Source organism: Nonomuraea sp. NPDC052116 (assembly GCF_040680035.1).
Lineage (GTDB): Bacteria > Actinomycetota > Actinomycetes > Streptosporangiales > Streptosporangiaceae > Nonomuraea > Nonomuraea angiospora_A.
In genome coordinates, this window is sequence record NZ_JBFAWA010000009.1 from 315,783 (window position 1) to 340,553 (window position 24,771).

Consider the following 24,771-nt stretch of genomic DNA (forward strand, 5'->3'; position numbering starts at 1 on the left):
GTCAGATCCTCCCTGCGGCTCTGACCAGCGCGCGCCGGGTCAGCTCGGCGGCCAGGTGGCGCTTGTAGTCGGCGGGGCCGCGCTGGTCGGCGTGGGGGTCACAGTGCTCGGCGGCGATCCGGCCCGCCTCCGCGAACGCCTCCCCGCCGGGCGGCCTGCCTTCGAGGTGGCTCTCGGCCTCGGGGGCGCAGAAGTGCTCGGCGCCGACCGCGGTCAGCCCGATGCCCGCCCGCGCGATCACGCCGTCCCGGACGGTGACGACCGCTCCGGCCGCGGCCACCGGCCAGTCGCCCACGCGCCGCTCGACCTTCTCGTACGCGCTGCCCGTGCCCGCCGTGACCGGCACGCGCAGCTGCACCAGCAGCTCGCCCGGCCCGACGGCGGTCTCGTACGGGCCGTGGTGGAAGTCCCTGATCGGCACGGTACGCTGACCGCCCGCGCCCTGGATGACCGCCCGCGCCCGCAGCGCCGAGAACACGGCGGACAAATCCTCGGAAGGGTCGCCCTGGCACAGCGACCCGCCAACGGTCCCCCGATTTCTCACTATCGGGTCGGCAATAACTCGCTCCGCATCCCGAAATATCGGGAAAAGGTCGGTGGCGGTGGTGCTGTCCAGCAGCTCTGTGTGCCGTACCAGCGCGCCAATGGCCAGTTCGTCACCCTCGACGGCGATCCGCCCCAGCTCGGCCAGTCCGTTGATGTCGATCAACGCCTCCGGCTGGGCCAGGCGCAGCTTCATCATCGGGATGAGGCTGTGCCCACCTGCGACGATCCTGGCCTCGGGGCCGTAGCGTGCCAGCAGTTCGAGCGCGTGCGGCACGCTGTCCGCTCTCTCGTATTCGAATCTCGCGGGAACCTGCATGACTGCACATTGCTGGCACCGATTTGTCCCGACAATCCGCAAATAAGGGATTCCTTAATGGGCGCCGGAGAACTATGAAGGGGTGATGACACTCAGCCAGCTCGGGGCGTTCGTTTTCGTCGCGCGTCTGGGATCTGTCAAGGCGGCGGCACGGGCGCTGGGCGTGAGCGAGCCCGCCGTCTCCCAGTCGCTGGCCCAGCTCCGCAGGCACCTCGGCGACCCGCTGCTGACCCGTGCCGGCGACCGGATGGTGCTGACCGAGGGCGGGCGGCGGCTGCTCGGGATCGCCGCCCAGATCGTCGCGCTCGGCGCGGAGGCGGTCGCCGCCGTCCAGCCGGGCCGCGTCGCCGGGCTGCACGTGGTCATGGACGCCGGGCTCGCCGAGTACGTCGCCGGGCCGCTCGTCTGCCTCTTCACGCAGCGCAAGTCGGTGGACGCCACCACCGGCGTGGCCGCCACGGCCGAGATCCCGCTCCTGCTGTCCAGCCGCCTGGCCGACGTCGCGCTCGGGGCCCAGGTGAGCGGCGAGGGCCTGGTGAGCCGCCCGGTCCTGCGCTGCCGCCTCATCGTGGTCGGCTCGCCCCGCGGCCGCCGCGACCAATGGCTGGTGGGCCCCTCCGGTACGGACCCCCTGAGCGACACGAGCCGGTTGCTGCGGCTGCTGCGGGTCCCGGAGTCCCAGGTACGGGTCTTCGCGAACCAGACGGCCGCCTGGAAGGCCGCCGCCGAGGGCTCCGGCATGGCTCCCGCCACGGCCCACCTGGTGGCGTCCCAGTTACGCAGGGGCGAACTGGTGGCCGTCGAGACCGCTGCCACCCCGCTGGCCGCGTACTGGTACGCCACGACCCTGGAACCGCCGAACCGGTCGGTGGCCGCGGGCACGTTCCTGGACTTCCTCACCACCCCGGCCGCCACCCAGGTCATGCGCACCCCGGACGACGGCATCCCCCGCAGCCGCTTCCGTCCCCCGATCCACGTGTCGATCTGGAGCTGAGACCTACCGCAGCCCCCGGCCCGTCATCGCCGCGCTCAGCGCAGGGCCGCGGCCTCCGAGGCGAGCTTCTCGACGCGGCCCCAGTCGCCGGTGGCCAGCGCGTCGGCCGGGGTCAGCCAGGTGCCGCCGACACAGCCCACGTTCGGCAGCGCGAGATAGTCGGCCGCCGTGTTCACCCGGATCCCGCCCGTCGGGCAGAAGCGCACGTCCGGCAGCGGCCCGGCCAGCGCCTTGAGATAGGGGATGCCGCCCGCGGCCTCGGCGGGGAAGAACTTCAGCTCCTTGACCCCCCGCTCGACCAGCGCCATCACCTCGGACACGGTGGCCGCTCCCGGCAGGTACGGGACACCGCTCGAATCCATCGCCTCGACCAGCGACAGGGTCGTCCCCGGCGAGACCAGGAACCGCGCCCCGGCGGCCACCGACGCCGCGATGTCCTCCGAGCTGCGGATGGTCCCCGCGCCCACGGTCGCCTCGGGCACCTCGGCCGCGATCCGGGCGATGGCCTCGCGGGCGGCCGGGGTCCGCAGGGTCACCTCGATGACCGGCAGGCCGCCGGCGACCAGCGCCCTGGCCATCGGCACGGCGCTCTCCACGTCGTCGATCACCACGACGGGGATCACCGGGGCGAGATCGAGCAGGCTCATGGGTTCTTCTTCTCCTCGTCGGCCCGTTGACGGCCGTCTAGTCACGTACAGGTCCGCCCGGACAAGTCCATGCGGTCATCCCACCAGTTCCCGGCGGGCGCGCTGGGCCAGCCAGGCCGCCGCGCCCGTCAACGCCGGCTGCGGGGCGACGATCAGCGCGGTGCCGATGGCCTCCAGGTAGTGGGCCATGTCCGGATTTTCGGCGAAACGGGTCCGGAAGCTGCTGGTGCGCACGCGTTCCACGATACGGGGGAGCACGCCGCCGCCCAGATACACCCCGCCCCGCGCGCCGAGGGTCAGGGCCACGTTCCCGGCGAAGCTGCCCAGCATCCCGCAGAACACCTCCACCGTCTCCGCGCACAGCGAGTCGTCCAGCCGGGCCACGATGTCCGAGGCGGTCAGGTCGGGGGCGGCGACGCCGTTCACCTGGGCGAGCGCCCGGTGCAGCCGGACCAGCCCGGGTCCGGACAGCACGTGCTCGGCCACCACGTGCGGCAACCCCTGCGACTGCAGGACCTGGACGATCTCCAGCTCCCGCCGGTCCACCACCGGCACCGTGACGTGCCCGCCCTCGCCCGGGATCGGCGTCCAGCCGTGCTCCGCGGGCACCAGCCCGCCCACGCCGAGGCCGGTCCCCGGCCCCAGCACGGCCTTGACCCCGTGACCCGGCTCGGGGCCGCCCAGCGAGACCAGGTCGTCGCCCTCCAGGTGCGGCAGCGACACCGCCAGCGCCTCGAAGTCGTTGAGCAGCGCAGCGTACGGCACGCCGAGATCCCGTACGGACCCGGCCCACGCCGAGTTCGTGAGCCGGTAGCGGTCGCCGTCGATCGGCCCGGCCAGGGCCAGGCACGCCGCCCCCGGTCGCACTCCGCCCGCGTGTTCCGCGAGATAGGCGGCTACGGCTTCGGGGAGGGTCGGGTAGTCGGACCCCGCCAGGACCGCGACGTCGGCCGGCCGCGCTCCCGACGAGGTGACCAGGCCGAACCGGGCGTTGGTCCCGCCGATGTCGGCGACCAGCCACGGAAGGTCAAAGGCACTCACCACATACCTCCGGCGTCCAGGGCGGCGTCAAGATCGCTCGCCATGAACCGAAGGATCCCACGAACGCTCTCGCCGTCCCAGACGGGATGGCGAGCCATCGACTTCTGAACCGTCACCTCGCCAGCCCGGCGTGCTGGGCGCCGACCGGGGCGCCCGTCTCCAGGTGCGAGGCGCCGGCCTCGGCGAGGAAGCCCAGGCCGGGGCCGTGGTCGGGGGACTCGGCGCCGCTGATGCCGAAGATCCCGGCGCCCTGCTCCGCGTGGCCCGCCATCCGGCGGAAGGCCGCGAACAGCTCGCGCCCGGTCCCCACCCACTGCGCGTCGCTCAGCGGGCGGCCCTCCGGCAGGCGGCGGGACAGCTCCTCGGCGGGCACCTGCAGCTCAAGCGTCCCCGCCGTCGAGTCCAGCCTGATCATGTCGCCGTCCCGCACCAGGGCGATCGGCCCGCCGTCGGCGGCCTCGGGCGACAGGTGGATGGCCGCGGGCACCTTCCCGGACGCGCCGGACATGCGGCCGTCCGTGACGATCGCGACCCGCTGCCCCCTGTCGAGCAGGACGGCCAGCGGCGGCGTGAGCTTGTGCAGCTCGGGCATGCCGTTCGCGCTCGGACCCTGGTAGCGGATGACCGCCACGAAGTCCTGCCCGTCCAGCTCGCCGGCCTCGAACGCCCGCAGCAGCTCCAGCTGGTCGTCGAACACCTTTGCCGGCGCCTCGATCACCAGGTGCTCCTGCTTGACCGCCGAGACCTTGGAGACGGCCCGGCCCAGGTTGCCCGACAGCATGTGGATCCCGCCGTCCGCCGAGAACGGCGCCGCGACCGGACGCAGCACGTCCAGGTCGGAGCTGCCGCCGGTGACCGGCGCCCACACCAGCTCGCCGTCCACCAGCTCGGGAGCCTCACGGTAGCGGTCGAGGCCGGGCCCGGCCACGGTCATGACGTCCCCGTGCAGCAGGCCCTCGTCCAGCAGGTCGCCGATGAGGACCTGCATGCCGCCGGCGTCGCGGAAGTGGTTCACGTCCGCCTGGCCGTTCGGGTAGATCTTGGTGAGGGACGGCACGACCCGCGACAGGCGGGCGAAGTCGTCCCAGGTCAGCACGATGCCCGCGGCGGCGGCCATGGCGACCAGGTGGATCGTGTGGTTCGTGGATCCGCCGGTGGCCAGCAGGGCGACGCAGGCGTTCACGATGGCCTTCTCGTCGACCAGCTCGCCGATCGGCGTGTACTCCGAGCCGTGCGCGGTGATCTCCACCGCGCGGCGCCCGGCCGCCTCGGTGAGGGCGTGGCGCAGCTCGGTGTGCGGGTTGACGAAGGTCGAGCCGGGCAGGTGCAGGCCCATGACCTCCATCAGCGCCTGGTTGGAGTTGGCGGTGCCGTAGAAGGTGCAGGTGCCGGGGGAGTGGTACGACTTCGCCTCGGCGTCGAGCAGCTCGTCGCGGCCCACCTTGCCCTCGGCGAAGAGCTGGCGGGTGCGCGCCTTGACCTTGTTCGGCAGGCCCGAGGCCATCGGCCCGGCCGGGACGAAGATCGCGGGCAGGTGCCCGAAGTGCAGCGCCCCGATGAACAGGCCGGGCACGATCTTGTCGCACACGCCCAGCAGCAGCGACGCGTCGAACATGTCGTGCGACAGCGCGATCGCCGCGGCCATCGCGATCACGTCGCGGCTGTAGAGGGACAGCTCCATGCCGGGCCGCCCCTGCGTGATGCCGTCGCACATCGCGGGCACGCCGCCCGCCACCTGCGCCACGCCGCCGGCCTTGCGCACCGCGGCCTTCAGCTCCGGCGGGTACGTCTCGTACGGCTGGTGCGCCGAGAGCATGTCGTTGTAGCTCGTCACGATGGCCACGCCCGGCTTGGCAGCGCCGCGCAGCGTGAGCTTGTCGTCGGCGGGCGCGCCCGCGAAGCCGTGCGCGAGGTTCGCGCAGCCGAGGTGGGCACGGGCCGGGCCCTTCGCCCTCGCGGCCTCGCCGTCGCGCCGGATGCGCGCCAGGTACGCGGCCCGGCTGGTGGCGCTCCGCTCGGCGATGCGGTCGGTGACGTCCTGGATGACGGGGTTCACGGTGCCTCCTTCGTCGGGTCCATGAACCCGGAATCGATTGTTCACACGTCCTCCTCGTGCCACTCGCGACCGCTGCGGCCGAGCAGTTCGTGGGCTCCGGCGGGACCGGTGGTCCCGGCGGGATAGGGCTCGGGCAGGTCTCCGGACGACTCCCAGGTCGACAGGATCGGGTCGATCCAGCGCCAGGCCGCCTCCACCTCGTCACGCCGCATGAACAGCGTCGGGTTCCCGGCCAGCACGTCCGTCAGCAGCCGCTCGTACGCCTCCGGCACCCGCGCCGTGAACGTCTTGCCGAAGCTCAGCGACATCGGCACCGGCTTCAGCGTCACCTCGCCCGCGCCCGGCTCCTTGGCCATGATGTGCAGCTCGATGCCCTCTTCCGGCTGCAGGCGCAGCACCAGGCGGTTCGGCGTGCCACCGGGGAAGATGGAGTGCGGCACGTCCTTGAACTGCACCACGATCTCCGACCTGCGGTACGGCATCCGCTTGCCGGTCCGCAGGTAGAACGGCACCCCCGCCCATCGCCAGTTCTTGACCTCGGCCCGGATCGCGGTGAACGTCTCCACCCGCCGCGAGGCGTCCGTCGGCGGCGTGGAGGCGGGCTCGTCGAGGTAGCCCGGCATCCCGTCGGCCTCGGTGTACTGGCCCCGCACGGTGAAGCGGTCGACCTCCGTGCCCGTGATCGGGCGCAGCGCCTGCAGGACCTTGACCTTCTCGTCGCGGATGGCCTCACGGTCGTTGCGGGCCGGCGGCTCCATCGCGGTCAGCGTGAGGAGCTGGAGCAGGTGGTTCTGCACCATGTCGCGCAGCGCGCCCGCGTGGTCGTAGTAGCCGCGCCGGCCCGGCGTGCCGACGGTCTCGGCGGCGGTGATCTGGACGTGGTCGATCCACAGGGAGTTCCAGATCGGCTCGAGGAAGGCGTTGGCGAAGCGCAGGACCAGCAGGTTCTGGACGGTCTCCTTGCCCAGGTAGTGGTCGATGCGGAAGATCTGGCGCTCGTCGAAGATGGCGCCGACCTCGTCGTTGATCCGCTGCGCGCTCGGCAGGTCGTGGCCCAGCGGCTTCTCCAGCACCACGCGCGAGAGCGGCGTGACCAGCCCGGCCTCCTCCAGCTCGCGGCAGAAGGGGCCGAAGGTCCGGGGCGGGCTGGCCAGGTAGAAGACCCGGTCGCGCTGCTCGTGCCCGGCCAGCAGCCGGCTCAGCGCCCCCCAGCCCGACTTGTCGGCGCCCCCGACGTCGACCGACACGTGGTGCAGGCGGCCGAGGAAGCGCTGCCACATGGCGGGGTCGTCGATCGGGACCTGGTCGCGTACCTCGGCGTCCACCTTGCCGCGGAAGTCGGCGTCGGTCAGGCCGCCCCTGGACATGGCGATGACGCGGGTCTCCGGGGAGAGCCGGCCGTCCCTGTCGCTGTGGTAGAGCGCCGGGAGCAGCTTGCGCATGGACAGGTCGCCGGTGCCGCCGAAGACGACGAGGTCGGCGGTGTGGGCGGGGCTGGTTGTCGACACGGGGGACACGGTTGCGGACTCCGATGATCTACCAAGCAGGGACAGAACGGACACTAACGAGAGTTTGGGTCCCACACAAGCGGAGTTTTGGCATTTGAGATAAAAAAGTCTGGACTTTTCATGACCTAACCCCATGTGATTCACTTAGCCGATGCCTCGACGTACCGCCGCGACCCTCGCCACCAGTGGTGAGGTGCTCCGCCTCATCCGCACCGGAGAGGCCGCGACGCGGGCCGACCTGGGCCGGGTCACCGGTCTGTCGCGCCCCGCCGTGCAGCTGCGCGTGGGTGAGCTGCTGGAACGCGGCCTGGTCGTGGAGCGCGACGACGCCCCGTCCACGGGCGGGCGGCCGCCGGTCCGGCTGGAGTTCAACGCCACGGGCGGCGTGGTGCTGGTGGCGGCGCTCGGCGCCAGCCGCACCCGGGTGGCCGTCTGCGACCTGGCCGGGCGAGAGCTGGCCGGGCGCGAGTTCGCGATGGACGTGGAGCAGGGGCCCGACGTCGTGCTCCCCGTGATCATGGATTCCTGGGACGAGCTGCTCGGCGACCGGCCCCGCTCGATGCTCAGAGGCGTCGGGATGGGCGTGCCGGCCACGGTCGAGTTCGCGCAGGGACGCGCCGAGAGCGCCCGCGTGATGGCCTCATGGACCGGCGTGGTGATCCCGCCGATCATCCGCGAGCGCTTCCCCGTCCCCGTGCTCGTGGACAACGACGTCAACGTGCTGGCCATCGGCGAGCACCGCGGCGCCTACCCCGACCTGGACGACCTGATGTTCGTGAAGATCTCGACGCGGATCGGCGCGGGCGTGATCGCCGGGGGCGGCATCCTGCGCGGCGCGCTGGGCGCGGCGGGCGAGATCGGGCACATCCCCGTGCTCGACGGCGGCGACGTGCTGTGCCGCTGCGGCAACACCGGCTGCGTCGACTCCGTGGCCAGCGGCACCGCGCTGCTGCGCGACCTGCGGGCCCATGGCAAGGACGTCAAGACGATCGCCGACGTGACCGCGCTGGTGCGCGCGGGCGACGCCGAGACGATGGCCACGGTGCGCGAGGCCGGCCGCCGGATCGGCGAGGTGCTGGCCGGGGCGGTCAACATCCTCAACCCGTCGGTGGTGGTGCTGGGCGGCGACGTGGCCGAGGCGTTCGGGCCGCTGGTGTCGAGCATCCGCGAGGTCGTCTACCGTCGTTCCACGGCCCTGGCCACCCGGCGGCTGCGCATCGAGCCGAGCCGGCTGGGGGCGGGCGCGGGCATCAGCGGGTGCGCGGTGATGGTGCTCGACCACGTGCTCTCGCCGGACGCCGTGGACGAGACGATGACGATCTCGGCCCTGCGCCGCGAGCGCGTCGCCGCCCCGTGACCATGACGGTCCGAGCCCTGTGTCGCGAGCGCGCCGCCGCCCCGTAACGTCAGAGGTCCCAGCGGGGGACGTCGCTCTCCCGTACGAGCCCGTCCGCGCCGAACACCAGATGGCGGTCGAGGTCGGCGGCGAACCAGCGGTCGTGCGTGACCGCCAGCACCGTCCCCTCGAACCCCGCGAGCCCCTGCTGGAGCGCCTCCGCGCCGGCCAGGTCGAGGTTGTCCGTCGGCTCGTCGAGCAGCAGCAGCGTCGCCCCCGACAGCTCCAGCAGCAGGATCTGCAGCCGGGCCTGCTGCCCGCCCGACAGCGTCTCGAACGGTTGCCCGCCCGCCGGCGCCAGCTCGTAACGGGCCAGCGCCGCCATCGCCTCGTTGCGGGTCAGCGCGTACTCCCGCATCACCACGTCGGCGGCGGCCCGCCCGACCAGGTCGGGCCGCGCGTGGGTCTGGGTGAAATGCCCGGCTGACACCCTGGCGCCCAGGCGGGCCACGCCGGTGTGCGCGATCGGCTCGCCCGCCAGCAGGCGCAGGAAGTGGGACTTGCCGGTGCCGTTCTGTCCCAGCACACCGACCCGCTCGCCGTACCGGACCTCGGTGGAGAACGGCCGCAGCAGCCCGCGCCGAGGCAGACGCTGACGCTCGACCGGATCGTGGCCGAGGCGGTCGCGCTGCTCGACGAGGAAGGCGTGGCCCGGCTGACCATGCGCCGCCTGGCCGAGCGGCTCGACACCGGCTCGACCACGCTCTACTGGCACGTCAAGACCAAGGACGACGTCCTCGACCTGGCCCTGGACGCCGTCTTCGGGGAGGTGCGGCTGCCGGCGGGCGGCTCCGGGTGGCAGGGGGCCGTACGCGAGCTCATCGGCGGCTGGCGCGCGGCCCTGCTGCGGCATCCGTGGTCGGCCACCATCCTCGACCGCCCGCTCATGGGGCCGAACGCGCTGGAGCGCACCGAGTTCCTCTACGCGACCCTGGCGGCCGCCGGATTCGCCGCCCCCAAGCCCGCCGCGTACAGCCTGTCCAACTACGTCATGGGCTCGGTCGTCATGCAGGTGACCTGGCAGGACCGCGACCGGGACGACACCGGCGAGTTCCTCAGGGAGCGCGCCGACCGTTACCCGGCCCTCGCCGAGCACGGCCTCGACCACGCGTGGGACGCCACGTTCGACGAGGGCCTCGGCTACCTGCTGGACGGCATGGAGCAGTCGCGTAGACGCGAAGACGGCCGGCTCGGGTGAGCCGGCCGCCTTCGGGGGGCCGTCAGTCCTCGCGGGCCTGCTTCGGGAGCATCAGGCCGACCGCGAACGTCGTGGCGATCATCCCGGCCGCCACCCACAGCGTGATCGTGACGCTCCCGGTGCCGAAGTAGAGGGTGCCCAGCAGGGCCAGGCCCAGCGCCCCGCCCACCTGCTGGAGCGCGGTCAGCGCGCCGGAGGCGGAGCCGGTCTCCTGGGGCTCGACGGCGGCCATCACGATGCTGAAGTACGGGCTCATGATCAGTCCGCTGCCCAGCCCGGCCACCGCCAGCGCCGGGGCGAGCTGCCACGGCGTGACCCCGGGAGCGGCGACGGCGATCACACCGGTCACGCCGAGCCCCATGACGATCGCGCCGGACAGCAGCACCTTGCGGCCGTGCCTGCGGGCGGCCTGCGCGACGCCCATGCCCGCGATCATGCCCAGCGACGAGGGCACGCTGGTCAGCGCCGCCTTGAGCGGGGAGTAGCCCAGGCCGAGCTGGGTGTAGAGGCCGATCACGAGGAAGAACCCGGTGAAGGCGGCGAAGTAGATCGTGCCGGTCGCCATGCCCGAGACGAACGCCCGCTTGCCGAACAGGCTGGGCGCCACCAGCGGGTCGCCGCCGCGCCGGGCCCTGCGCTTCTCGTAGGCCGCGAAGACCGCGAACACCGCCGCGGAGGCCGCCATCATCGCGAACGCCCACGCCGGCCAGCCGCTCTCGCGCCCCTGGACCAGCGGGAAGACCATGAGAACGGTGCCCGCGGAGGCGAGCACGGCGCCCGGCAGATCGAGCCGCACGCCCTTGACCGGGCGGGAGGCGGGCAGGAAGCGCAGGGCGGCCAGCGCGGCGGCGGCCCCGATCGGCAGGTTGATCAGGAAGATCAGCCGCCAGTCGACGCCGGTCAGCGCGCCCGCCAGGATCGGCCCGCCCACCGCGGACAGCCCCATGACCGGCCCGAACATCCCCATCGCGACCGCCAGCTCCTTGGGCGGGAACATCTCCTTCATCAGCCCCATGCCCTGGGGGATCATCGCCGCCCCGAACAGCCCCTGCACGACCCTGGCCGCGATGATCGTCTCGGGGGAGGCGGCCAGGGCGCACAGCAGCGACCCGACGGTGAACCCGACGACGCCGATGAGGAACATGCGCTTGCGCCCCACGATGTCCCCGAGCCGCCCGCCGGTGAGCAGGCCCGCGGTCATGGCGAGGGTGTAGGCCGCGCCGAGCCACTGGATCAGGGAGGTGCCGCCGCCGAGGTCGGCCCGCATCGTCGGGCCGGCGACGTTGGTGACGGTCGCGTCGAGCAGCTCCATCACCGAACCGGCGAGGACCACCGCGAGCGCGGGCCAGCGCCACTTGTAGGGGGCGGGGGTGGCGGGCGTCTGCGCGGGGCGGGTGTCGAGGATGGTCATCCACGGCCTCCTGGATCGGAACGGCTTGTTCTGTTCCAGAATAGCAGAACGGAATGCTTCATTCCATAATGAGGCCAAGATTCTTCCGGGCGGGGATTGCCACGGAGCCGGTCAAGAGTGCGCGTCGTCACGGCGAGCAGCCCGTGAGCCTTCACGACCGGCCATGACAGGCGGAAACGGACGTCGGCGCGTGCGGCCCACCGTGCGGAGCCGTAAAAGACGAGCTTGAAGATCGGCGCGCGGCCCGCCGTGCGCAGCCGTTAAGCGCGGGCCTGAAGGCCGGCGTGCGCAGCCGTAGAGGAGGGTTCAGTGCTTTCTGGGGTGGCGCGTCTGGCCGGGCGGAACGTGCGTGCGGCCGGGCGGCGTGGCGGCGGTGGGGGGCGGCGCGGTGGACGAGCGGGTCGGCCGCACCGCTGGGGAGGCCGTGGCCGGCTCAGGGGTGGGCGTGCGAGAAACCGAGGCGGGGGTCGGCCGCGTGGAGTTCGTCCGCCGTGGGGTCGGGTGCGCCTTGGGGGTGGGGCGGTGCGCGGCGGCGGCGGAGTGCGCCGGGTGCGCGGAGGGGGAGCGCGCCGGGGACGCGGAGGGGCCGAGGGCGGTGCGCGCGGGGCCGAGGGTGGTGGGGGCGGTGCGGAGGCGGGATTCGGTGGCGACCGGGATGGATCCGTCACGGGCGCCGGGGCCGGTGCGGTGCCAGTCGACCGCGTCCAGCCGCCTGGCGGTGGACGCCCCGCCCACCAGAATCCCCGCCGAGGCCAGCATGAGCGTGCCGACCAGCGCGCCGGCGATCATCAGTATCCGCCCTCGCCGCCCGCCCTCGTCGGCGAACGGGTCGGGCTCCGATGATCGCTCCGTGCCGGTCACGCCTCAAATGCTAGAGAGGTGCCGCCGATGCCAGGGCCGATCCGGACAAATCGGAGAGTTAATTGTGATCATCAACAGGAGCACAGCAGCCCGCGCAGCGCCGTCTCCAGGCACAGGCCGGAGCGGGCCGGGGTCGGCCACGGGAAGCGGATCAGCGCCTCGTCCACCCGTACGGTCGCCCCGAACCGGTCCAGCTCCCACAGCCACACCTCGCCGGCCTCCTCGCCGAGCTGCCGGGACACGCCCGCGGTGAGCTGCGCCCGGTGCGAGGCGTTGACGTGCGAGAGCACCCGCTCGGCCGTCTCCGCCAGCGGGTCCGGCGCCGCGCCCAGGTAGTCGTCGGCGTCCAGCAGCCCCGACTCCTGCCCGGTCAGGTACACGACCTGTCCCACGTCCAGCCGCAGCAGCCGGGGCGCGGAGCGCTCCCCGAACCGCTCGAGCGCGTCGAACAGGCTCTCGTCGGCGCTGTGGGCGGCCACCGCGACCGCCGCGCCCCGCGCCTCGCTCTCCGGCACGGCCTCCGCCCACCCCTGCACCTCGAGCAGCCCGCGCGGATGGGTGGCGTCGCCCAGTTGCCGCATCGCCGTCAGGTTCACCGCCACGACGGCGTCCTCGCGCAGGGGGTGCAGGGGCTCGCCCGGCAGCACCAGGAGCACGGGCCGGCCGCGCTCGTCCACGCCTCCCCGGGCCGGCGAGGGCGCTCCGTCGACGGACAGCTTGGCGACGTTCGCGGTCGCGGCGAGGGTGCGGACCCGCTCGGGGATCGGCAGCATGGGCCCTCCGTTTCAATGATAGGTTAGGCTTCCCTAAGTAAGGATTACCTAATCACATTGAGGTGAACGTGCGCTACACCGGCCCCAAGGTGCGACTGTCGCGTCGCGCGGGCGTCCCGCTGACCAGGAAAGCCGTCCGCTACTTCGAGCAGCGCCCCTATCCGCCGGGCGAGCACGGCCGCAAGACCAACCGCCGCAGCACCGGCGACTACGGGCTGCGGCTGATGGAGAAGCAGAAGCTGCGCTGGTACTACGACGTGTCGGAGCGGCAGCTGCGCCGCTACTGGGACCTCGCCGTCCGCAAGTCGGGCGCGTCCGGCGCCGAGCTGGTGACGCTGCTGGAGAGCCGCCTGGCCTCGCTCGTGCTGCGCGCCGGGCTGGCGCCGTCCATCTACGCGGCGCGGCAGTACGTCAACCACGGCCACATCGCCGTGGACGGCCGCAAGGTGGACATCCCCAGCTACCTGGTCAAGCCCGGGCAGGTGGTCACGGTGCGGGAGCGCTCCCGCCGGATGCAGCCGTTCGTGGCCGCCGCCGAAGGCGTGTACGCCGACGAGCGCACCGCGGCCTACCTCTCCGTGGATCACGCCAATTTGACGTTCACGCTGGTGAACCGCCCCGAACGCGAACAGATCGTGGTCCCCGTGGAGGAGCAACTCGTCGTGGAGTTCTATTCTCGTTAGCCGTGAGCGAACCGGTAGAGCGTCATGCGAGTTGGTTAGAGCTGTTCTTCGACCTGGTGGTCGTCGTGGCGGTGGCGCAGCTGGCCCACCGGCTGGAGCACCCCACGTGGGAGAACGTCGCGTTGTTCGCGGTGCTCTACTACGCCGTGTGGAGCGTGTGGACGACACTGACGCTCTATTCGAACGCCGAGGCCGAGCGCACCCGCACCCGCGGCATGCTGATCGGCATGTTCGGCATCGCGGTGATGGCCGCGGCCGCGCCCGACGTGGCGCACGTGCTGAAGGAGACCGGCGACACGCATGACGGCTGGTTCATCGCCGCCTACATCACCTGCAGGGTCGGCGCCTCGCAGACCCTGCAGCGCGCCGGCACGATCCTGACGGCGTGGCCGGCGGCCCAGCTCGGCGCCGGCCTGATCCCGTGGTTCGCCTCCATCGGCGTCCAAGGCCCGGCGCGCTACTTCCTCTGGGGGCTGGGCGCCGTGCTCGACCTGATCTTCTCGGTGCTCCAGAGCCGCAGGCCGGAGCGCCTGATCAAGGAGATGGAGCACCAGGCCCTGCGGCAGGCGCAGCGGCTGGAGCAGCGTGACCGGCGCAGGGGCGACGGGCCGGTGGTGCGCCCGGCGGCGCGGGTCAAGGCCGCCGTGCTCGACCCCGCTCATCTCGGTGAGCGGCTCGGCCTGTTCGTGATCATCGTGCTCGGCGAGGCCGTCATGCAGGTCGTGATGGCCTCCTCCGGGCATTCCTGGGACCTGCAGCTCGGTCTGGCGGCGGTGGCCGGGTTCGGGCTGATCGTCTCGCTGTGGTGGCTGACCCTGCAGTACGGCGTGAGCGCGGTGCCGGGCGCGGCCGAGCGGGGGCTGCGCGCGTACGTGGCGCTGCCCGCGCACTTCGCGATGACCGCGGGCATCACCGCGACCGCGGCCGGGCTCGGCGCGGTCGCCGCGGACCCGGCCGCGCACCCGCACGGCGGCATCGGCTGGGTGCTGGCCGCCGGTCTGGCCGTCTACTTCGCCGCCTCCGCCGTGCTCGGCGTGGCGAGCGGCGCCGAGCGGCGGTGGATCTGGGGATGGGCCCTGCCGTCCGTGGCCGCGCCGCTGGCGGTGGGTGCGGTGTCCGGGCTCGTCGAGGGCTGGGCCGTGGTCGCGCTGCTGCTGGTCGTCGCCCTGTGGCGGGTGGCCTACCGGCACCGCGGCGGCACGGCCCAGGAGGGCTCAGTCCAGCCGGCGTAGCTCGGCGACCTCCTTGCGCAGCTCGGCCAGCTCGTCGAGGATCCGCTGGGTGTGCTCGCTGGTGTCCTCCAGCACCGCGCGCTCCTCGGCGCGTTCCTCGGCGTTCTCCTCGTCCATGGCGCTGACGACCACGGCCATGAAGAGGTTCAGGATCACGAACGTGCAGATCAGGATGAAGATGGTGAAGAAGACCCAGGCCGACGGATGGCGGGTCATCACCTCCCTGGCGATGTTGCCCCAGTCGTCGCCGGTCATCGTCTGGTAGAGGGTGAACAGCGAGGTCGGCAGGCTGCCGAAGCGCTCGGGGGAGGTGCTCCCGTAGAGCTTGGTGGCCATGACGGCGGCCACGTAGAGCACCAGGCCGAGCAGCACCACGATCGAGCTCATCCCCGGCATGGCCCGCAGCAGTGCCGAGACGACGCGGCGCAGGCTCGGCACGACCGACAGCAGCCGCAGGGCACGCAGGATGCGCAGCGAGCGCAGCACGGACAGGCCGCCCGTTGCGGGCATGAAGGCGATGAGGACGATCGCGGCGTCGAAGACGTTCCACGGGTCGCGGAGGAACCTGGAGCGCTCGACGTAGATCTTGGCGATCAGCTCGACGGCGAAGACGTACAGCGCGATGTGGTCGACCACGGTGAGCAGGTGGCCGAAGCGCGCGACCACCGCGGGGAAGGTCTCGAGACCCAGCGTGGCCGCGTTGAGCAGGATGACGCCGACGATGAACCGCTGGAAGCTTTCGCGGGCGAGGAAGGCGGCGGTGCGTTCACGCACGGGGGCAGGCTCCTAAGGGCTTGGTCATGTGCCCCACCATGATGGCGCAACATGATCAAGCCGATGTCTGTGGTATAAAAACGCACCTGAGCGACGAATGGTGAGGGCGCCGAGCGAGCATGTCCTATCCGAACTACGGTCCCTCCTACTACGGGCCGCCACCCCAGACCCACCCCCAGGGCACCGCCATCCTGGTGCTGGGCATCCTGAGCCTGGTGGTCTGCACGTTCATCGGCCCCTTCGCCTGGTCGATGGGCAACAGGGCGCTGCGCGAGATCGACGAGAGCGGCTACTACTACGAGAACCGCGGCATGGTGCAGGCCGGGCGCATCTGCGGCATCGTCAGCTCGGTCCTGATGATGATCACCCTCGGCTTCGTCGTCCTAATGTTCGGGCTCATGCTGGTCACCGGGGCCCTTTCCAGCTAGCAGGTCGCCCAGGCCCGACTCCAGCAGGTCGAAGGCCTGCTCCGCCTGGGCCCGCAGGCCGGGCGCGATGCTCTCCCAGTCCTCGCCCGCGAGGAGCCGGCGGATCGAGTGGTCGCCGAGCAGCCGCGTCGTGTTGAGGAGGTGGGAGGCCACCAGCCGCGGCGTCAGGTCGTCGGGGTCGGCCTCGAGCTCGTCGGCGAGCGCCTGCGCCAGCACGCGCTCCCGCTCCTCGCCGATCTCGCGTAGCTTGGCGCCCAGCGAGGGGGCCTCGTCGACGATCCTGGCGAACACGTCGACTCCCGCGTTGAGCCCGTAGCGCCAGTGGCGGGTGTCGAGCGCGTCGAGGAAGTCGCGGCGGAACGCCCGCACCACGCTCTCCCCGGGCTCGCGCTCGCGCAGCACACGCGGGGCCAGGTCGACGGCCACCTCCTGCCGGTCGGCGAAGAGGTCCTCCTTGGTGCTGAAGTAGTTGAACACCGTGTTGACCGACACGTCGGCGGCCCGCGCCACCTCGGCCACGGTCACGTTGTCGAACCCCTTGGCCATGAACAGCCCCATCGCGACGTCCGCGATGCGCTGCCTGGTCTCGCGCTTCTTCCGCTCCCGCAGCCCCTCTTGCATGCCTCCATCGTACCAAGTTTGCAGTGACACCAAAATTGTGGTTACCCTAATTTTGGAGGCGATGAAATGATCAGGACTTCAGGTCTGAGCAAGACCTTCGACGGCGGCGTAGAGGCCGTCAAAGGCGTCGACCTATCGGTCGGGCCCGGCGAGATCGTCGGGTTCCTCGGTCCGAACGGCGCCGGCAAGACCACGACCATGCGCATGCTGACCACGCTGCTGCGCCCCACGTCCGGCACCGCCACGGTGGCCGGCCACGACCTGCTCGGCGACGCGAAGGAGGTGCGCAGGCGCATCGGCTACGTCTCCCAGACCGGCGGGACGTCGCCGACCTCGCCGCTGATGGGTGAGCTCGTGCTCCAGGGCATGCTGTACGGCCTGAGCAGGGCGACGGCGGAGACCAAGACGCGGGAGGCGCTGGAGCGGCTCGAACTCACGGGCCTGGAGTCGAAGCCCGGCGCGGCGCTGTCCGGCGGGCAGCGCCGCCGCTTCGACATCGCGTTCGCCCTGCTGCACGACCCGGTCCTGCTCTTCCTCGACGAGCCCACGACGGGCCTCGACCCGCAGAGCCGGGCCAACCTGTGGGACCACATCCGCTCGCTGCGCGCCGAGCGGGGCATGACGGTCTTCCTCACCACCCACTACCTGGACGAGGCCGACGCGCTCTGCGACCGGATAGTGATCATCGACCACGGCCGGATCGTGGCCGAGGGCGCCCCGGCCGAGCTGAAGACCGGCGGGCGCACGCTCGACGAGGTGTTCCTGGACATCACCGGCAGGTCCCTACGCGAGGAAGCGGGCGTCTGATGCTGCGTGACACCTGGGTGCTGTTCCGCCACGGCGTGCGCGTCACGCTCCAGCAGAAGGTCGGCATGGTCTTCGGCGCGATCCAGCCGCTGCTCTTCCTGGTGCTGTTCGGGCCCATCTTCACCACGTTCGGCACGTGGGAGACGCTCGTCCCCGGCCTCATCATCCAGCTCGGGCTCATGAGCATGGGGCTCGCCGGGTTCGGGGTGGTGTTCGAGAAGCGCTCCGGCGTGCTGGAGCGCATGCGCGTCACCCCGGCCAGCCGGCTGGCGCTGCTGCTCGGGCGCGTGCTCAACAACGCGCTCACCATGACGATCCAGACGCTTTTGCTCCTCGTGGTCGCCTTCGCCTTCGGCCTACGGGCTCCCGCGCTTGGGCTGGCGGCCGGGTTCGTGCTGGTGATCGTGCTCGGGAGCAGCCTGGCCGCGCTGTCGTACGCCATCGCGCTGACGATGAACGAGCACCTGTTCGCGCCCGTGATGTCCACGGCGGTGATCCCGCTGGTGCTGCTGTCCGGCTCGTTCCTGCCGATGTCGATGGCGCCGGGCTGGCTCGACGCCATCTCGCACATCAGCCCGTTCAGGTACACGCTGGAGGCGCTGCGCGACCTGTTCGAGGGGCACTACCTGACGGGCACCGTGGGCCTGGGAGTGGCCGTGACCGTGGTCTTCGCCGCGGTCAGCCTCACGGTCGGGACCCGGGTCTTCAACCGGGAGAACGCCTGAGAGCGCCGTTCAGGCCGCGTTCCTGGCGCGCCGCCGCAGCGCGGCGATGATCCCCGCCGGGTCCACGTTCCCGTAGCCGTAGTCGTAGTCGAAGCCCACCTCGCTGCGGTCCTCGGCGGTGCGCCGCAGCAGCGCCCGCAGCTGGGTGGGCGACAGCCGGGTCGACGGCCACAGGGTGCGGACGGCGGCGACGAGCCCGGCGGCCACCGGCGTCGCCGCGGAGGTGCCCGAGTCGGGCTCGTCGTCCCCGAACGCCTTCGACCCGGAGAAGTGGGTGTAGGCGCAGAAGTCGGGCTTGCGGGCGGTCAGCCGCCCGGGGCCCTGCGAGGAGTAGCCCACGCGCTCCCCGTTGATGTCGACGCCGCCGACGGACAGGGCCTTTGGGTGGGAGTTGGCGCCGACGATGGGCCGGTTGGGGTAGACGCACCGGCCGTCGGGGCACTGGGTGCCGCAGTTGCCCGCCGCGAACAGCACGTCCGCGCCCGCCCGGTCGAGCTCGGCCACCATCAGGTTGAACGGGTGGGCGGCGTTGTCGGAGTAGTTGCCCGGATGCCCGACGGGGAAGTCCCACTCGGGGGAGAAGGAGCCCCACGAGTTGCTCACCACCAGCGCCCTGGACTCGGCGGGCTGGGCGGCGAGCACACTGCGCAGGTGCGCGAACGCCGACACCGCGTCCGACAGCAGCCCGTCCAGCGCCGAGCCGCCGGGCCGGGTGGACAGCAGGACCGGGATGTCGATCAGCGACGCCTGGGGAGCGGCGATGAGCGTGTCGAACGCGCACATCGTCCCGTGATCGACCTCGAACTCGCCCGCCTTGCCCGACACGCCCTGCGGGCTCCAGGACCGCTCGGCGTCCAGCGTGACGCCCCGGCCGAGCTGCCTGGCGGTGTGGGCCGCGTTGATCCCGGTGTCGAGCACGGCCAGCGCCACCCCGCTGCCGTCGAGGCCCTCGGCGCTCAGCCCCGGCACGTTCAGCAGCCGCTCCACGTCGTGCCAGGTGCCGACCGGCGGGTCGCCCCCGCACGTGCGCGTGGTCGCGATCACCGGGTCGGCGTAGACGCCGACCACGTCGGGCCGCAGCGCGGGCAGCAGCGTGACCCTGGAGGCCAGCTCGTCGTCCGAGATCGTGCCGCGCACCAGCACGGAGGCGTCCTCGGCGGCCAGCGAGAAGTCGAGCGGCTGGTTGAGCGAGAGGGGGTCGCCCCCGGCGATGGGGACGGGCCGCGCGACCGCCACGGGGACGTACGCGGTGTCGAGCTCGACCCCGGGCAGCCCGTCGGCCACGTCGGCCGTGGTGGCGCTCTGATCCGGGTCGGCGACGGCCGCGACCAGATCGGGGGAGGGGCGGAGCTGGATCAGGACCCGCATGTTTCACCACCGAATCTCGTGGAGGGAATGAACTCCCCAAGATTCCTCCATTCATCGCCCCGGCGTCCAGCGCCTTTCAAGGGTTTGACCTGCACAAATGCCCTAATTAGTGCGAACCGGATGACATTTCTTCCGGGGCGTCAGGCTTCCGTGTTCCCGGTCTGTTCACTACGGTGTCGAATCATGACGCTCCAGGCGCAGATGCCGGTCGACGACGGAGAAAAAGCTCACTGGCTGGCGGTGCGGCCGAGGCTCGTCCTCGCCAGTGCCTTCATGCTGTTCCTCGAGCTGGCGCTGATCCGGTGGACCGGGTCCAACATCGTCCACCTCAGCTATTTCACCAACTTCGTGCTGCTCGGCTCGTTCCTGGGCATCGGGCTCGGCTTCCTGCGCGTGGGGCGGTCGCGGCGGCAGCCGTACTACTCGCCCGTCGTGCTGGCCGTCCTGGTCGCCGTCGTCCTGACGTTCCCCGTGACCGTCGACAGGAACACCGAGGGCGTCCTGTACTGGACGAGCCTGTCCACCAGCGGCCCGCCCGCGTGGCTGATCCTGCCGGTGATCTTCGCCGCCGCCGCGCTGGTGCTCATGGGCCCCGCCGAGCTCGTCGGGCGCTGCTTCCCCGAGCTGCCGCGCCTGGAGGCCTACCGCTACGACCTGATCGGCAGCCTCAGCGGGATCGCCGCGTTCACGGCGCTGTCGTTCCTGAGCGCGCCGCCGGTGTTCTGGGGGCTGGTCGCGGCCATCTGCTACGGGCTGCTGCTCATGCCCCGGCCGCGCTCGCTCTACCTCGGCCTGGTGACCGTGCCCTCGCTGGCCGTGGTGGGGCTGCTGCTGATGGAGACGCTGACCGCCGGGGCCATCTGGTCGCCGTACTACAAGGTGACCGCGCGCCAGCTCACCCAGCTCGGCGTGCCCGTCACCGACATCTCCGTGAACGGCATCCCGCACCAGCAGGCCGTGCCCGCCGCCGCCCGGCTGCAGTGGGAGGCCCAGTACGGCCTGCCGTACGAGCGGACCAGCAAGCCGCCCAAGGACGTGCTCATCGTCGGCGCGGGCAGCGGCACCGACGTGGCCATCGCGCTGTCCAAGGGCGCCAACCGGGTGGACGCCGTGGAGATCGACCCCAAGCTGCGCGAGCTGGGCGGCTCGGTCCACCCCGACAAGCCGTACGACGACCCGCGCGTCACCACCCACATCACCGACGGGCGCGCCTTCCTCGAGCGCACGGGCGACAAGTACGACCTGATCCTCTTCGCCCTGCCCGACTCGCTCACCCTCGTCTCCGGGGCGAGCTCGCTGCGCCTGGAGAGCTACCTGTTCACCGAGGAGGCCATGAAGGCCGCCCGCGCCCACCTCAAGCCGGGCGGCACCTTCTCGATGTACAACTACTACCGGGAGAGCTGGCTGGTCGACCGCCTCGCCTCCACCATGCAGAGCGCCTTCGGCCACAAGCCGTGCGTCGACGTCGTCAGCACCGCCGGCCAGCAGGCCGTCATCACGGCGGGCGTGACGGCCGACGCGCAGCGCTGCGCGTCGGAGTGGCCCGGCGCCGCCCCCGGCACCCCGCAGCCCGCCAACGACGACCGGCCGTTCCTCTACCTCAAGGACGCCACGATCCCGCCGATCTACATCATCACGCTCGGCCTGATCCTCATCGTCAGCCTCTTCGCCGTCCGCGTCGTCGCCGGGCCCTACGAGCGGATGCGGCCGTACGCGGACCTGTTCCTGCTCGGCGTGGCGTTCATGCTGCTGGAGACGAAGAGCGTGACCGGGTTCGCGCTGCTGTTCGGCACCACGTGGGTGGTCAACGCGATCGTCTTCGCCGGCGTCCTGGTCGCGGTCCTCGCCGCCGTCGAGGTCACCCGCCACTTCCGCACCCCGCCGCTGCCCGTCATGTACGGCGTGCTGCTCGCGGGCCTGCTGCTGTCCTGGCTGGTGCCGAACTCGTGGCTGCTGTCCCTGCCGGTGCCCCTGCGCGCGGTGGCGGCCGTGGTGGTGGCGTTCCTGCCGATCTTCGCCGCGAACGTCGTCTTCGCCAAGCGCTTCGCCGAGACGGCCGACGCGACCACCTCCTTCGGCGCGAACCTGCTGGGGGCCATGGTGGGCGGCTGCCTGGAGTACGCGGCGCTGGTGATCGGGTACAAGGGGCTGCTGATCGTGGCGGCGGTGCTCTACATCGGGGCGATGGTGCTGCTGCCCCGGAAGTCGGTCACCGCCTGATGGCACCGGCGGCGGGGGGATTCCCCGCCGCCGGCGCCGTGGTCACAGGCCGCAGAGCTCGTCGAGGGACTTGGCGCCCTTCTGGGTGTTCCTGGTCGGCGTCTGCGTGGGCGCCGCCGCCTGGCGCGTACGGGTCGGCGTGGCCGAGGACGTGACGCTCGGGGACGCGCTCACGTTGGCCGTCTGGGCCTGGCGGGCGGGCCGGCCGGAGTCGGCGATCGCCTTCCTGGAGGCCACGCGGATCTTCGCCCAGTCGGGCCGGCCCGAGTAGAACTCCGGCGGCACGAACTGCAGGCTCGTGATCCGGGCGTCCTTGACCTTGACGGCCAGCTCCACCAGCGGCTGCACCAGGTGCTGCGGGATGTTGGTCTGGGCCAGCCGCTTGGCCGCGCCGGCGATCCTGGTGAAGTTGGTGAGGATCACGGTGGGGGTGGCCTGCTGGGCGAAGGCGCCGATGACGCAGCGCTGGCGGGCCATGCGGGAGAAGTCGTCGCTGTTGACCCGGGAGCGGCCGTACCAGAGGGCCTGCTCGCCCGACAGCTTCCGGTAGCCCGCCTTGATGGTGCCCGCTGTGCCGAAGTGGCCGCCCCACTTGACGTCCTGCTCGACCCGGATCTTGAGGCCGCCGATGGCGTCGACGAGGTCCGCGAAGCCGTACATGTTCATCAGCATGTAGTAGTCGATCTTGAGGCCCAGCGTGTAGCCGATGGCGTCCATCAGCGCCCGGGGGCCCTTGTTCTTGCCGCCCATGAGCTGCGGGTTGTCGTTGGCGTACTGCCAGACCTCGTTGAGCAGGCCCCCGTTGGGGAGCTCGGCCATGTAGCCGTTCGGGAACTGCTTGTGCAGCGGCGAGGTCGGCGGGAAGCGCACGTGCTGCAGGTTGCGCGGCAGGCTGAACAGGACGGTGTTGCCCGTCTTGAGGTCGATGCTGGCCACGTTCATGCTGTCGGTGCGCACGCCGGTGCGGTTGCCGGCCGCGTCGCCGCCGATCAGCAGGAAGTTCACGCGGTCCTTGCCGCCCCACGGGTCCTCGCCCTCCTTGACCGGGGCGGGGGCCTCGGGGTCGGGCGTCGAGGGGAAGATCTGCTTGATCGCTTCCCGCGCGGTCAGCACGTAGTTGGCGGTCAGGGCGAACGGCGACATCACCGCCACGCACAGCACCCCGACGACGATGCCGGTCAGCACCTGGCCCTGCTGGTTGAGGCGGTTGGGCCCGAGCGCGACGTACGAGGTCACCAGCACCGCGAACCACAGCAGCGCGAGGACCGAGGCCACGACGACCACGGTCATCATCATCCCGTCGCCGGCGAACGCGGTGAGGTTCTGCATGTTCCGGGTCAGCCCGAAGGCCAGGGCCGCCAGGAGCAGCACCGCGTACACGCTGAGGAGGATCAGCCCGGTACGACGGCGCCCGGCGCGCAGATGTGCGGCGCCGGGCGCGATGGCGGACAAAGCGGTCCACCCGAGTACGGATCCGGTCGTCAGGGGCTTGGCGAAGCGAGGGGAGGAGGAGCCAGGGCGCGGACGGCGAACGGGCCGCCGTTTCTTGTTGCCCCCTGGCACGTTTTCTGCCCCATCGCGATTGCTCACACCCGGCTCCTTACACGCCTACCAGGCAAAACTGTCGTTGCCCCCCGTTGGGCACAAGATTGCCAGGATTCTAGTCCCCATATCTGGACATCAGAGACATGTGCCCAAGCTGAGATGAACACTACGTGCACGATGGGCCGCGTTTATGGGGTTTTGGGTAGGTCGTAACTTTTTTCAGGAGACGGTCGAGGACGGCGCCATCCAGGTGTTGCACTGGTACGTCTTGTCCCGCTCCCAGCCCTGCCGGAACCACCGGTTGTTGTTGGCGGGCGTGCCGTGGTCGCGCGGCCACCCCGGATAGTCGCCCACCTGGGCGTAGAACGAGAACAGGCGGCTGCGCAGGGACGTGCTCACCGGGTACGTCGCCGCCACCGACCGCATCCACATGGCGCCGAAGCAGGTCGCCTGCAGCTCGAGCCGCCTGCTGAGCGCCAGCTTGCCGCTCTGGCCGGAGGAGTCGAGGGTGGCGCGCCACCAGGAGTCCATCAGGCCGGTGATGTTCTGGATGTGGTGGCCGTACTCGTGGGCCATCATGCTGATGATGCCGCCGTGCCACTGGATGATCTGGCCGTACCCGCGGGCGTTGCCGTTGCCCCGGGACATCGCCGAGGTGGAGGCGTAGATCGTGTTGTTGCGCGGGCAGTAGTACGGCACCATGCTCCCGGCCGACGGATAGTCGCCGCACGCGCCCCGGCCCCGCTTGGCGGCGATGGCGTAGTTGGGCGCGCTGAACTGGATGCCCTGCTTCTCCAGGATCGGCCCCCATGCCCGGTCCATGCACTTGCCGGTCTTCAGGATCAACGCCTTGAGCTGACTGTGGTTGAAGATGTTGGCGCTCCCGCCGGAGCAGCTCAGCCTGGGCAGCGAGCCCGCCCGGTACATGGTGTTGCTCTTCAGGCTCGTGTTCAGCGTCACCCTGGGAGGCTGCGTCGGGGTCGTCTCCGGCTCCTGGGTCTCCTCCTGGGTGGGCTGCTGCGTCGGCGAGTCGGACTCCGCCGGGGTCGGCTGCCGCGTGCGGGTCGGGAACGGGTCGCTGGTGGCGCGCTCCGAAGGCTCATATGTCGGGATCGCGACCGGTGTCGTCGTCTCCGATCTCGACGCGCTCTTGAACAGCGCCGACGCGATGACGATCAGCACGAACAGCGCGGCGATCCCCCCGAGCACGCCGCCGATCACGCCGAAGACGCCCATGCCCGACTTCCTGCGCTGCGGCGGCCCCCACTGCGCCGGCGGCAAAGGGGGCGGCGGCGGTGGCGGTGGAGGCGGGGGCGGCGGTTGCCGGTATTGCTGCTGCTGCCCGTAGGGTGGCGGCGGTGGCGGGTACTGCGGGCCGCCCTGGGGATAGGCCTGCTGCGGGTACGCGGGCCCCTGAGGCGCCTGCTGGTACGGGTTCCCCTGCGGAGGCGGCGGGGGAGGCGGTGGAGGGGGCGGCGGAGGCGTCGGGTACGGTTGCCGGCTCGGCGGCTGCGGCTGGCGGTAGTTCGGCGGCGGCCACGGCAATGAGGGAGGCCTCTGTGGCTGCCCTGGCCCCTGTGGCGGGGGTGGATAATGCCCGTTCCCTGTCACCGTGTCTCCC

At 71.6% G+C, this 24,771-nt stretch carries 22 protein-coding genes and 1 pseudogene; 9 read left to right on the forward strand and 14 right to left on the reverse strand.

The features are described from left to right. Position 1: 1 nt before the first annotated feature. A complete protein-coding gene (locus tag AB0L65_RS20010; protein ID WP_364247310.1) occupies positions 2–862 on the reverse strand; it encodes a xanthine dehydrogenase family protein subunit M in 861 nt (286 codons plus the stop codon). Between the two features lie 85 nt (positions 863–947). Here AB0L65_RS20010 and AB0L65_RS20015 point away from each other — a divergent pair, with 85 nt between their 5' ends. Further along, positions 948–1,856 carry a LysR family transcriptional regulator gene (locus AB0L65_RS20015; RefSeq protein ID WP_364247311.1) on the forward strand — a complete coding sequence of 303 codons (909 nt, stop codon included), beginning with the start codon at positions 948–950 and terminating at the stop codon, positions 1,854–1,856. A 35-nt stretch (positions 1,857–1,891) separates the two neighbouring features. Here AB0L65_RS20015 and eda read toward each other — a convergent pair whose 3' ends face one another. From eda to zwf, 4 genes are all read right to left on the reverse strand, one after another. Next, a complete protein-coding gene (gene eda / locus AB0L65_RS20020; RefSeq protein WP_364247313.1) occupies positions 1,892–2,503 on the reverse strand; it encodes a bifunctional 4-hydroxy-2-oxoglutarate aldolase/2-dehydro-3-deoxy-phosphogluconate aldolase in 612 nt (203 codons plus the stop codon). Between the two features lie 75 nt (positions 2,504–2,578). After that, the gene (gene glk / locus AB0L65_RS20025; RefSeq protein ID WP_364247314.1) at positions 2,579–3,544 is read right to left on the reverse strand and encodes a glucokinase; all 966 of its coding nucleotides are present in this window, start codon (positions 3,542–3,544) and stop codon (positions 2,579–2,581) included. Positions 3,545–3,656: 112 nt separating this feature from the next. After that, entirely contained in the window at positions 3,657–5,600 is a 1,944-nt protein-coding gene (gene edd / locus AB0L65_RS20030; protein WP_364247317.1) for a phosphogluconate dehydratase, read from the reverse strand. A gap of 41 nt (positions 5,601–5,641) precedes the next feature. Further along, on the reverse strand, positions 5,642–7,108 hold the full coding sequence (gene zwf / locus AB0L65_RS20035) for a glucose-6-phosphate dehydrogenase (protein WP_364247319.1): 1,467 nt from the start codon (positions 7,106–7,108) through the stop codon (positions 5,642–5,644). A gap of 151 nt (positions 7,109–7,259) precedes the next feature. Here zwf and AB0L65_RS20040 point away from each other — a divergent pair, with 151 nt between their 5' ends. Further along, positions 7,260–8,465 carry an ROK family transcriptional regulator gene (locus tag AB0L65_RS20040; RefSeq protein ID WP_364247320.1) on the forward strand — a complete coding sequence of 402 codons (1,206 nt, stop codon included), beginning with the start codon at positions 7,260–7,262 and terminating at the stop codon, positions 8,463–8,465. A 49-nt stretch (positions 8,466–8,514) separates the two neighbouring features. Here the strand turns inward: AB0L65_RS20040 and AB0L65_RS20045 are convergent. Beyond that, positions 8,515–9,081 (reverse strand): annotated as a pseudogene (locus tag AB0L65_RS20045) (ATP-binding cassette domain-containing protein); the annotation flags it as partial. On the opposite strand from AB0L65_RS20045, the gene AB0L65_RS20050 reads away from it, so the two are divergent. Continuing rightward, positions 8,998–9,702 (forward strand): TetR/AcrR family transcriptional regulator C-terminal domain-containing protein, encoded by a 705-nt coding sequence (locus tag AB0L65_RS20050; protein WP_364247322.1) that lies wholly within the window; start codon positions 8,998–9,000, stop codon positions 9,700–9,702. The pseudogene AB0L65_RS20045 and the gene AB0L65_RS20050 sit on opposite strands and share 84 nt — an antisense overlap. A 22-nt stretch (positions 9,703–9,724) precedes the next feature. On the opposite strand, the gene AB0L65_RS20055 is transcribed toward AB0L65_RS20050, so the two are convergent. The 3 genes from AB0L65_RS20055 to AB0L65_RS20065 form a co-directional block, all read right to left on the reverse strand. After that, positions 9,725–11,113, reverse strand: a complete 1,389-nt coding sequence (locus AB0L65_RS20055; RefSeq protein WP_364247324.1) for an MFS transporter — start codon at positions 11,111–11,113, stop codon at positions 9,725–9,727. Between the two features lie 306 nt (positions 11,114–11,419). Further along, complete coding sequence (locus AB0L65_RS20060) at positions 11,420–11,974, reverse strand: hypothetical protein (RefSeq protein ID WP_364247327.1); 555 nt, start codon at positions 11,972–11,974, stop codon at positions 11,420–11,422. A 71-nt stretch (positions 11,975–12,045) separates the two neighbouring features. Next, positions 12,046–12,747 (reverse strand): DUF2470 domain-containing protein, encoded by a 702-nt coding sequence (locus AB0L65_RS20065; RefSeq protein WP_364247329.1) that lies wholly within the window; start codon positions 12,745–12,747, stop codon positions 12,046–12,048. Positions 12,748–12,815: 68 nt separating this feature from the next. Here AB0L65_RS20065 and rpsD point away from each other — a divergent pair, with 68 nt between their 5' ends. Next, the gene (gene rpsD / locus AB0L65_RS20070) at positions 12,816–13,430 is read left to right on the forward strand and encodes a 30S ribosomal protein S4 (RefSeq protein WP_363965049.1); all 615 of its coding nucleotides are present in this window, start codon (positions 12,816–12,818) and stop codon (positions 13,428–13,430) included. Between the two features lie 2 nt (positions 13,431–13,432). Then, a complete protein-coding gene (locus AB0L65_RS20075) occupies positions 13,433–14,662 on the forward strand; it encodes a low temperature requirement protein A (protein WP_364247330.1) in 1,230 nt (409 codons plus the stop codon). Here AB0L65_RS20075 and AB0L65_RS20080 read toward each other — a convergent pair. Beyond that, positions 14,645–15,436, reverse strand: a complete 792-nt coding sequence (locus AB0L65_RS20080) for an ion transporter (protein WP_355192389.1) — start codon at positions 15,434–15,436, stop codon at positions 14,645–14,647. The genes AB0L65_RS20075 and AB0L65_RS20080 overlap by 18 nt on opposite strands. A gap of 119 nt (positions 15,437–15,555) precedes the next feature. Between AB0L65_RS20080 and AB0L65_RS20085 the strand changes: the two genes are divergently transcribed. Then, the gene (locus AB0L65_RS20085; RefSeq protein ID WP_363964346.1) at positions 15,556–15,864 is read left to right on the forward strand and encodes a DUF4190 domain-containing protein; all 309 of its coding nucleotides are present in this window, start codon (positions 15,556–15,558) and stop codon (positions 15,862–15,864) included. Here the strand turns inward: AB0L65_RS20085 and AB0L65_RS20090 are convergent. Further along, positions 15,820–16,485, reverse strand: a complete 666-nt coding sequence (locus AB0L65_RS20090; protein WP_364247333.1) for a TetR/AcrR family transcriptional regulator — start codon at positions 16,483–16,485, stop codon at positions 15,820–15,822. The two genes, AB0L65_RS20085 and AB0L65_RS20090, sit on opposite strands and share 45 nt — an antisense overlap. Before the next feature lie 66 nt (positions 16,486–16,551). On the opposite strand from AB0L65_RS20090, the gene AB0L65_RS20095 reads away from it, so the two are divergent. Together AB0L65_RS20095 and AB0L65_RS20100 are read left to right on the forward strand one after the other, a co-directional pair. Continuing rightward, positions 16,552–17,292, forward strand: coding sequence for an ATP-binding cassette domain-containing protein (locus AB0L65_RS20095; protein ID WP_364247334.1), 741 nt, complete (start codon positions 16,552–16,554; stop codon positions 17,290–17,292). Then, positions 17,292–18,017, forward strand: a complete 726-nt coding sequence (locus tag AB0L65_RS20100; RefSeq protein WP_364247337.1) for an ABC transporter permease — start codon at positions 17,292–17,294, stop codon at positions 18,015–18,017. The genes AB0L65_RS20095 and AB0L65_RS20100 overlap by 1 nt, the downstream gene beginning before the upstream one ends. A 9-nt stretch (positions 18,018–18,026) precedes the next feature. Here the strand turns inward: AB0L65_RS20100 and AB0L65_RS20105 are convergent, their stop codons facing one another. Then, complete coding sequence (locus AB0L65_RS20105; protein WP_364247339.1) at positions 18,027–19,385, reverse strand: S8 family serine peptidase; 1,359 nt, start codon at positions 19,383–19,385, stop codon at positions 18,027–18,029. Between the two features lie 183 nt (positions 19,386–19,568). Between AB0L65_RS20105 and AB0L65_RS20110 the strand changes: the two genes are divergently transcribed. Beyond that, positions 19,569–21,605 (forward strand): spermidine synthase, encoded by a 2,037-nt coding sequence (locus AB0L65_RS20110; protein WP_355192399.1) that lies wholly within the window; start codon positions 19,569–19,571, stop codon positions 21,603–21,605. A gap of 42 nt (positions 21,606–21,647) precedes the next feature. On the opposite strand, the gene AB0L65_RS20115 is transcribed toward AB0L65_RS20110, so the two are convergent. After that, positions 21,648–23,057: an LCP family protein gene (locus AB0L65_RS20115; protein WP_364247342.1), complete on the reverse strand. Its 1,410-nt coding sequence runs from the start codon at positions 23,055–23,057 to the stop codon at positions 21,648–21,650. 312 nt (positions 23,058–23,369) lie between these two features. Further along, positions 23,370–24,386, reverse strand: coding sequence for a neutral zinc metallopeptidase (locus AB0L65_RS20120; protein ID WP_364247345.1), 1,017 nt, complete (start codon positions 24,384–24,386; stop codon positions 23,370–23,372). Positions 24,387–24,771 lie beyond the last annotated feature (385 nt).

What these genes read in the sequence shown, in the direction of transcription:
- AB0L65_RS20010 (WP_364247310.1), bottom strand. Translation starts at nt 862, where the DNA reads ATGCAGGTTCCCGCGAGATTCGAATACGAGAGAGCGGACAGCGTGCCG.
- AB0L65_RS20015 (WP_364247311.1), top strand. Translation starts at nt 948, where the DNA reads ATGACACTCAGCCAGCTCGGGGCGTTCGTTTTCGTCGCGCGTCTGGGA.
- eda (WP_364247313.1), bottom strand. Translation starts at nt 2,503, where the DNA reads ATGAGCCTGCTCGATCTCGCCCCGGTGATCCCCGTCGTGGTGATCGAC.
- AB0L65_RS20040 (WP_364247320.1), top strand. Translation starts at nt 7,260, where the DNA reads ATGCCTCGACGTACCGCCGCGACCCTCGCCACCAGTGGTGAGGTGCTC.
- AB0L65_RS20055 (WP_364247324.1), bottom strand. Translation starts at nt 11,113, where the DNA reads ATGACCATCCTCGACACCCGCCCCGCGCAGACGCCCGCCACCCCCGCC.
- AB0L65_RS20065 (WP_364247329.1), bottom strand. Translation starts at nt 12,747, where the DNA reads ATGCTGCCGATCCCCGAGCGGGTCCGCACCCTCGCCGCGACCGCGAAC.
- AB0L65_RS20085 (WP_363964346.1), top strand. Translation starts at nt 15,556, where the DNA reads ATGTCCTATCCGAACTACGGTCCCTCCTACTACGGGCCGCCACCCCAG.
- AB0L65_RS20090 (WP_364247333.1), bottom strand. Translation starts at nt 16,485, where the DNA reads ATGCAAGAGGGGCTGCGGGAGCGGAAGAAGCGCGAGACCAGGCAGCGC.
- AB0L65_RS20095 (WP_364247334.1), top strand. Translation starts at nt 16,552, where the DNA reads ATGATCAGGACTTCAGGTCTGAGCAAGACCTTCGACGGCGGCGTAGAG.
- AB0L65_RS20100 (WP_364247337.1), top strand. Translation starts at nt 17,292, where the DNA reads ATGCTGCGTGACACCTGGGTGCTGTTCCGCCACGGCGTGCGCGTCACG.
- AB0L65_RS20105 (WP_364247339.1), bottom strand. Translation starts at nt 19,385, where the DNA reads ATGCGGGTCCTGATCCAGCTCCGCCCCTCCCCCGATCTGGTCGCGGCC.
- AB0L65_RS20110 (WP_355192399.1), top strand. Translation starts at nt 19,569, where the DNA reads ATGACGCTCCAGGCGCAGATGCCGGTCGACGACGGAGAAAAAGCTCAC.
- AB0L65_RS20120 (WP_364247345.1), bottom strand. Translation starts at nt 24,386, where the DNA reads ATGGGCGTCTTCGGCGTGATCGGCGGCGTGCTCGGGGGGATCGCCGCG.